8 protein-coding genes and 1 pseudogene are annotated in these 7,177 nt (G+C 70.6%); 5 read left to right on the top strand and 4 right to left on the bottom strand.

The genetic code is table 11. From position 1 onward, the window contains the following. From CCS38_RS01845 to CCS38_RS01835, 3 genes and pseudogenes are all read left to right on the top strand, one after another. Window positions 1-815, top strand: an 815-nt coding sequence (locus CCS38_RS01845; RefSeq protein ID WP_223731415.1) for a SigB/SigF/SigG family RNA polymerase sigma factor, incomplete at its 5' end; no start/stop codon positions are given. Window positions 816-1,001: 186 nt separating this feature from the next. Then, complete coding sequence (locus CCS38_RS01840) at window positions 1,002-1,613, top strand: dihydrofolate reductase family protein (protein ID WP_223731414.1); 612 nt, start codon at window positions 1,002-1,004, stop codon at window positions 1,611-1,613. A gap of 156 nt (window positions 1,614-1,769) precedes the next feature. After that, window positions 1,770-2,108: pseudogene (locus CCS38_RS01835) on the top strand (catalase); the annotation flags it as partial. A gap of 171 nt (window positions 2,109-2,279) precedes the next feature. On the opposite strand, the gene CCS38_RS01830 reads toward CCS38_RS01835, so the two are convergent. Next, window positions 2,280-3,107, bottom strand: coding sequence for a LysR family transcriptional regulator substrate-binding protein (locus tag CCS38_RS01830; RefSeq protein WP_223731413.1), 828 nt, complete (start codon window positions 3,105-3,107; stop codon window positions 2,280-2,282). Between the two features lie 57 nt (window positions 3,108-3,164). Here CCS38_RS01830 and CCS38_RS01825 point away from each other — a divergent pair, with 57 nt between their 5' ends. Beyond that, complete coding sequence (locus CCS38_RS01825) at window positions 3,165-3,572, top strand: DUF5997 family protein (RefSeq protein WP_223731412.1); 408 nt, start codon at window positions 3,165-3,167, stop codon at window positions 3,570-3,572. Between the two features lie 100 nt (window positions 3,573-3,672). On the opposite strand, the gene CCS38_RS01820 is transcribed toward CCS38_RS01825, so the two are convergent. Continuing rightward, window positions 3,673-4,887, bottom strand: a complete 1,215-nt coding sequence (locus tag CCS38_RS01820; RefSeq protein WP_223731411.1) for an MFS transporter — start codon at window positions 4,885-4,887, stop codon at window positions 3,673-3,675. Window positions 4,888-4,959: 72 nt separating this feature from the next. On the opposite strand from CCS38_RS01820, the gene CCS38_RS01815 reads away from it, so the two are divergent. Next, the gene (locus CCS38_RS01815) at window positions 4,960-5,727 is read left to right on the top strand and encodes a DeoR/GlpR family DNA-binding transcription regulator (protein ID WP_223731410.1); all 768 of its coding nucleotides are present in this window, start codon (window positions 4,960-4,962) and stop codon (window positions 5,725-5,727) included. A 72-nt stretch (window positions 5,728-5,799) separates the two neighbouring features. Here CCS38_RS01815 and CCS38_RS01810 read toward each other — a convergent pair whose 3' ends face one another. Next, on the bottom strand, window positions 5,800-6,369 hold the full coding sequence (locus CCS38_RS01810) for a hypothetical protein (RefSeq protein WP_223731409.1): 570 nt from the start codon (window positions 6,367-6,369) through the stop codon (window positions 5,800-5,802). 193 nt (window positions 6,370-6,562) lie between these two features. Then, window positions 6,563-7,177, bottom strand: a 615-nt coding sequence (locus tag CCS38_RS01805; protein WP_223731408.1) for an alpha/beta fold hydrolase, incomplete at its 5' end; no start/stop codon positions are given.

Genomic DNA, 7,177 nt, shown 5'->3' with positions numbered 1-7,177 from the left:
GCCGGCAGCGCGAGACCACCCCCGCCCCGCGCCGTCGTGGACGGCACCCGCACCATGACGCCCCGGACACGGAAGCCGACTTCCGCCGCCTGGCCACCCTGCCCGACGGCCCCGACCGCGAGGACCTCTCCCAGCGACTGGTCTGCGCGTGGATGCCGATGGCCGAGCGCCTCGCGCTGCGCTTCCGCAACCGCGGCGAGACGGTCGAGGACCTGCAGCAGATCGCGGCCCTGGGCCTGGTGAAGGCCGTCAACGGTTACGACCCGGACCACGGCACCGCCTTCGAGAGTTACGCCATTCCCACCATCACCGGCGAGATCAAGCGGCACTTCCGCGACAACCTGTGGGGAGTGCACGTCCCGCGCCGCGTACAGGAACTGCGTAACCGGGTACGCACCGCCCGGCAGGAGCTCACCCGCAGCGTGGACGACCACGGGCCCTCCCACCAGGAAATCGCCGAGCACACCGGGATGACCGAGGAAGAGGTCCGGCTCGGCAGCCAGGCTCTGGAGAGCTTCACCACGCTGTCTCTGGACGCCGAACTGACCGGCGCCGACGACGGTTACTCCCTCCAGGACACGCTCGGGGAGACCGAGTCCGGCTTCGACCTGGTCATCGACCGCCAGACGGTCAAGCCCGAACTGGAGGCCCTGCCGGAGCGCGACCGGCAGATCCTCTACATGCGGTTCTTCCGCGACATGACCCAGAGCCGCATAGCCGAACAGTTCGGCATGTCCCAGATGCACGTCTCCCGGCTCATCTCCCGCGCCTGCCGCCGCCTCGCCGCACGAGTCGGAGCCCCCGCCGAGCAGTGAGAGCAGGGCCCCGGCCCGGCCGTCCGGCCGTTGTCAGTGGTCGCCGCTAGCGTGTTTCCCATGCGCGCACCGACCGGCGGATGTTCCGTCGTTCCGGCGTCGGCCCGGACGGCCGGTGGCGGGCGCATTGGCGGTCTGCCGGCCGGACGCCCGCCATTCACTGCGGAGTTGCGAGGAGCCAGGGAAATGCGAATCGTACTGAGTGACTTCATGAGCCTGGACGGCGTCGTGCAGGCCCCCGGCGGGGAGAAGGAGGACACCGACGGCGGTTTCGCGCACGGCGGGTGGTCCATGCCGTACTTCGACCCGGAGGGCATGGGCGCTGCGATCGACGAGACCATGTCGGCCACGGAGGCGCTCCTGTTCGGGCGCCGCACTTGGCAGGGCATGGCCGCCGCCTGGCCCGAACGGGCGGGGGACCCCTTCGCCGACCGCATGAACGAGATCACGAAGTACGTCGTCTCGGGGACCCTGTCGCCGGCGGACCTGTCGTGGCACCACTCGAACCTGGTGCGGCCCGGTGACCTTCTCGACACCGTCGCCGGACTGCGCGCCGCGCAAGGCGGCGACGTGCAGGTCATGGGCAGCCCGAGCCTCGCCCGCACCCTGATCGAGCACGACCTGGTCGACGAGTACCGGCTGATGATCGAGCCGGTACTCCTCGGCGGCGGCAAGCGGCTCTTCCCGGAGGACGGGCAGGCCCGCCCGCTGGAACTGGTCTCCTCCACAACTGCCGCGACCGGCACCCAGATCTGCGTCTTCCGCCCTGCGGGCTCCCGCCCGGCAGCCGGGTCGTGAGTGAGGGAGATGTCTTCCGGTGCGGCCGGCCATCCGCTCAGCTGATGATGGCCCCCGCTCCATCCGGATGATTTTCCTTCCGGGAAACACGTCGAGATTGCTGCGCACCGGCCCGTAGGCCGCAGGCGCTGGCAGGATGCAGGATGGCTTCGCCGGATTTCCGCCGGTGCTCGGTGCTCGCCAGTGGCACTCGAGCATCGGCGGAATCGGCACCGGTACAACAGGGCAAAGCTGTTCCAGGAGCGCGGGAAGCGCACCGATGTGGCCGTACGTTTCTCGACGGTGATCGGCGGCCGGGACTCGTCCGAGACGGCCCGTGACCCGCGTGGATTCGCGGTGAAGTTCTACACCGAGGACGGCAACTGGGACCTCGTCGGCAACAGTCTCGGGGTGTTCTTCATCCGGGACGCCATCGGGTTCCCGGACGTCATCCACGCCCTCAAGCCCGATCCCGTATCGCACGAACAGAAGCCGGCCCGGATCTTCGACTTCATGCCAGGACCTGACGGACGAGGACCGCAAGCGGCTGGCGAACCTCGGCGACAATCCGCCGCGGGACGTCGCCGGCCTCACCAGGACGCACTGCGTCCCCGATGAGCGGCACACGGTCACGCGCTGAGCGGTACCCGCTCCTGAGAGGTGTCTACGCTGCGCAGCCGCCCGAGGTCACGACCGACGGCGAGGCTTACCGCGCTTGGCACCCTTCGTGCCACTGCCTCCCTTGGTGCCACTGCCTCCCTTGGCGCCACCGGCCCGCTTCGTGCCGCCGGCGCCCTGGGGGCGGCCGGAACCGCTCCGAGAGCTCTTGCCGGCCGGCTTACCGGCCGACTTGCCGGCCGCCGGCTTCCGCCGCGCGTCGGCAGGGGCCGCGGCCGAGGCGGAGGAGCGCCCGCGCGTGCTGTTGACCGTCCGCCCGCGGACGATCCCGATGAAGTCCTCCACCTGGTCGGTGGTCCGCTCCTCCGGCCACGACAGCGCCACGTCCGACACGGGGGCATCGGTGACCGGCCGGTACGTGAGGTCCCGGCGGTGATGGAGGCGGGCGAGCGACTGCGGGACGACGAGGACACCGATGCCCGCCGCGACCAGCTCAATGGCGTCCGCCGTCGTGGCGGGGCGCTCGAACGCGGGCTGCCCCGGCAGGCTCTCCCAGTCGAGGGTGTCGTCGAGGGGATGCAGTACGACCTCGTCGGCGAGATCCTCGACGGACACCTCGTCCGCCGCCGCGATCAGATGATCCTTCGGGATCACGACCACGGTGGTCTCGGTGTAGAGGGGGATCGCGCTGAAGTACGTACGGTCGACCGGCAGCCGTACGAAACCCGCGTCCGCGTCGCCGCTCCGCAGGAGGTCGCACGCCTCGGCTGCGGGCACCTGGAGCAGGGTCAGCGGGGTGTCCGGAAGCCGCTCGTTCCAGATCCGCACCCATTTGGCGGGTGTCACTCCTGGTACGTAAGCGAGCCGGAACGAAGGGGATGCATCCGAGCCTGTCACCTGGCCAGGTTACCGGGCGTGGTCAAAGGCAGTGCACACGATCGATACCCTTGACACATGACGTCGCACCAGACCACCCAGACGATGAAGCCTGCCACCGCGGCAAAGAAGCTGGGTGTGTACCTCCCCGCCACGCCCGCCGAGTTCCAGGAGGGTGTTGTTTCGCGCGCCGAGCTGAACGCGTTGCAGGCCGATCCGCCCGCGTGGCTGCAGGACCTGCGGCGCAACGGCCCGCACCCCCGGCCCGTGGTCGCGGCGAAGCTGGGCATCTCCATTTCGGGTCTCGCGCGAGGCGGCATCACCGAGGCGTTGACCACGGAGCAGATCGACGCGCTGAAGCAGGAGCTTCCGGAGTGGCTGCAGAAGGAGCGCGCCACGCAGGCGGAGGTGCGGAAGGAAGCGGCCCGCATCAAGGAGAAGAACGCGGAGCGGGCCGCTGCCGAGCCGAAGCCGGAGTCCCGCTGACCGAGCGCGGGGCCCTACGGCCTCGGTCATGCGGCCTCGGTCATGCGGCCTCGGTCATGCGGCCTCGGCCATACAGCCTCGGCCTCCGCGGCCATCCGGTTCATACCGTCTCGGCCTCCACTCGCCGTGTCACCGGCGCCGGAGTGCGCAGTACGGCTGCCGTGCAGGCGGCGATGGCGCACAGGGCGACGGGCAGGAAAAAGGTGAGGTTGAGCGGGGCGAGGTGGGTCAGCGGTCCGATGACCGCGGGGCCGGCGAGCATGCCGAGGTAGCCGAGGCCGGCGACGCGGGAGACGTTGACGCCGGCCGCGTCCTGGTCGGCGTGGCCGGCGGCGCTGAACAGCTGGGGGATACAGCCGGAGAGGCCGGCTCCGAAGAGGGCCCAGCCCGCCAGGGCGGCCGGGATCCAGGGCGAGAGCGCCGCGATCGTCATGCCGAGCGCGGCCAGCCCGGCTCCGTATCGCAGGACGGCCACCGCACCGAACCGTCCGGCCACGCGGTCGGCGAGCAGCCGGCCGATGGTCATGGTGGTGGAGAACGCACCGTAGGCGAGCGCGGCGGTGGCGGGCGGCGCGTCCAGTACGTCCCGCAGGTGCAGCACACTCCAGTCGTTGGCCACCCCTTCGCAGAGCATGAGCATCAGCGCGAGCGCGGCCAGGAGCCAGATGCGCCGGGGGGTCCGGTCGCGGCGCGCCGCTCCCGTGGGCTCGGAGGTCTCCTTCGCATCGGAGATTTCCGTCTCACCGAAGGTTGCCGGTGCGGACCGCAGCAGTCCGGCCGCGGCCGGTGCGGCGATGGCGAGTCCGAGTACGGCTACCGCGCCGAGGGTGGCGGCGGGGCTCCAGCCCCAGCTGAGCGTGCGGGCTCCGACCAGCGCCGCGAGTACCCCGCCGATGGAGAAGGTGGCGTGGAAGGCGGACATGACGGGGCGTCCGTAGCCTCGCTCGACCTGGACGGCGTGGGCGTTCATGCTCACATCCAGGCAGCCGTTGCCGAATCCGAGGAGTAGGAGCGCCGCGCCGAGCGCCCAGACGTTGCCGGCGAGGCCGGGCAGGACGACGGCGGCGCTGCACAGGGCCGCACTGAGCGGCACGACCCTGCGGGCACCGAGGCGGTCGGTGAGCGGGCCCGCGATCTGCATGCCGGCGAAGGCGCCGAGCCCGAGCAGAAGCAGGAGCCAGCCCAGTACCGCGTGACTGATTCCCGCGCGGTGTTCGACGGCGGGGATGTGGACGACCCACATGCCCAGGACGAAGCCGTTCAGCGCGAAGTAGGCGAAGGTGGCCACGCGGCCGTGCCGCAGAGTTCTCTCCATCCAACGAACATACCGAACAAAAACAATGTTCGTAAGGTTGATTTACGCACACGATTGCTGTTCTATCGAGACGTGGCAACAACAGCGAGTACAGACCGACTGAGGCTGATCACCGAGGCGGTACGCGAGGCAGGAAACATCGGCGTCGCGGAGCTGGCCGCCCTGACCGGCGCGTCGGAGATGACGGTGCGCCGCGACCTGGAGGCGCTGGCCGGCCAGGGGGTACTGGAGCGCTACCGGGGAGGAGCGCGCAGCCTGCTGCTGCGCGGCGAGGAGCCGCCGTTCGCACTGCGGGCGCAGGAGGGAACCACCGCCAAGCGGCGCATCGCCGCCGAGGTCGCCGGCCTGCTCGCGGACGGGGAGTCCGTGGTCCTGGACAGTGGTACGACGTGCCTGGAGGTGGCCCGTGCGGTGGCGGGCCGCCGGCTGACGGTGATGCCGCTGTCCCTGCACGCGGTGAACGCCCTGACCGGCGCGCCCCAACTGACCCTGCTCGTCCCGGGCGGCCGCCCGAGGCCGGGGGAGTTGGCGTTGACCGGCCCCCTGACGGAGGCGTCGGTCACGGCGTTGCGTTTCGATACGGCAGTGCTCGGCTGCTGCGGTCTGAACGCGGCGCACGGCCTGACCGCGTACGACTTGGACGACGCGGCGGTCAAGCGCGCGGCGATCGCCTCCTCCCGTCGCATCATCGCGGTGGCGGAGGGGGCGAAGCTGACCCGTACGGCGCTGGCTGTGGTTGCTCCGGCCGCATCGGTGCATGTCGTGGTCACGGACGCGGACGCGGCGGAGGAGGAGACCGATGCCCTGGCCGCGGCGGGGGTGAGCGTACGCAGAGCGTGAGCCGACCGGACAGGCCCTGGCGACGGGATGCAGCCGACGCCTTCCGCGGTCCACTGGCAGCTGCTCGTTGCCCTACGAGTCAAGGTCGGGGGCTTCGGGCGCCGTGATCCCGAGGTCGGCACGCATGACACGGCGCATTCGCCACAAGGGTTCCCACAGCCTGTCCATGCTCTCCCAGGCGGCTTCCAGGTTCTCTCCTGGCTGGGCGGTGCCGCCGTCGAGTCGCTTCAACAGGCCGTACAGAGCGCCGAGATGGCGATTCGTCGTGCTGGCCGTCTCCGCGACGGTGTCGGGCAGTACCATCTGTGCCTCGGCGTGACGCAGGCGGTGCTCCCGGCGCGCCTGGTCCAGTTCGGACCGCAACTCCTCGGTCATCTCGCCCTGTTCCAGGGCGTGGAGGACCTTCGTCATGACGTTGGCCATATCGCGGGTACCGGCGCTGAGCGTGGCGTAGCACGTGCGCCGCGCCTCGAGCTGGGCCTGGCGAGTGGCGTACTCACGCTCTTCCCGCTGGAGTTGTCTGGTGTGTTCCAGTTCGCGGGCTCTGGCGCGGTCGGCGCCGCGTTGTGTGATGACGGCGGCTGCGAGTGTGCCGCCGATGCCGAGAATCGCGATCAGTATCTGACTGATTGAGTTGTTCAAGCTGCCCCCCCGGCTCGATCGGTCCGCCGGGACTGTATCGGCTGCGGGCGGCAAGAAGTCGTAGCCCTTGCCGGCGTGGAGCTGGGGCGGGGGCGGCGTGGGGGAGCGTGGCGTGTCTCGGCTCACGTGGGGCGGACCGCTCGGCGGCGTGCCGCCCGGCCTTCGGGCCTGTGCTGCCTCCTCTTCAGTGGGTTCATGTCGCTGTGACCGGCGGCGGCTGCGCCGGGGTGTGTGAGCGTGCGAGGAATTCCACGAGTGCGTTGGCTGTCCGCTGGGGTTGGTCTTCGGGGAGGAAGTGGCCGGCATGGGGGATGGTGGTGTTTTCGGCGTGGGGGATGGCGGAGGTGAGTCGGTCGCCTGTGTTGGTGGGCAGCCAGGTGTCTTCGGCGCCCCACAGGACGAGGGTGGGGGCGGTGATCCGGTCCAGTCGGTCGACGGCCCGTCGGGTGTCCTCGCTGCTGACGGCGCAGACCTGGTCGATCCAGCGCTGCTGTCCCGCGGGGCCGGCCCAGGGAGCGCGGTAGGCGGCGATGATTTCCTCGGACATCGGCCGGTGGACGGCGGTGCGCAGGCGAGCGGTGATGAGGTCGTCGAAGATGTGGTGCGGCATGGTGCGGTACGCCTCGGCGTAGCGCTGCTGGTGTTCGGTGAAGGGGGTGTTCCAGGGGCCGAGGACGGCGGCGTCGAGGAGGGCGAGGCGGCCGGCCGGTACGCCGTGGACCAGATGGGCCCGCAGGACGATGCCGCCTCCGATGTCGTGTCCGGCCAGCGCCGGAGCGGTCAGGCCCCAGTGCTGGACGAGCTCGGC

Origin of the sequence: Streptomyces purpurogeneiscleroticus (assembly GCF_020024005.1) — a bacterium.
In the GTDB taxonomy this organism is placed as follows: domain Bacteria; phylum Actinomycetota; class Actinomycetes; order Streptomycetales; family Streptomycetaceae; genus Streptomyces; species Streptomyces purpurogeneiscleroticus.
The sequence above is the reverse complement of the archived record's forward strand: the minus strand, read 5'-3'. Positions and strand labels throughout refer to the sequence as shown.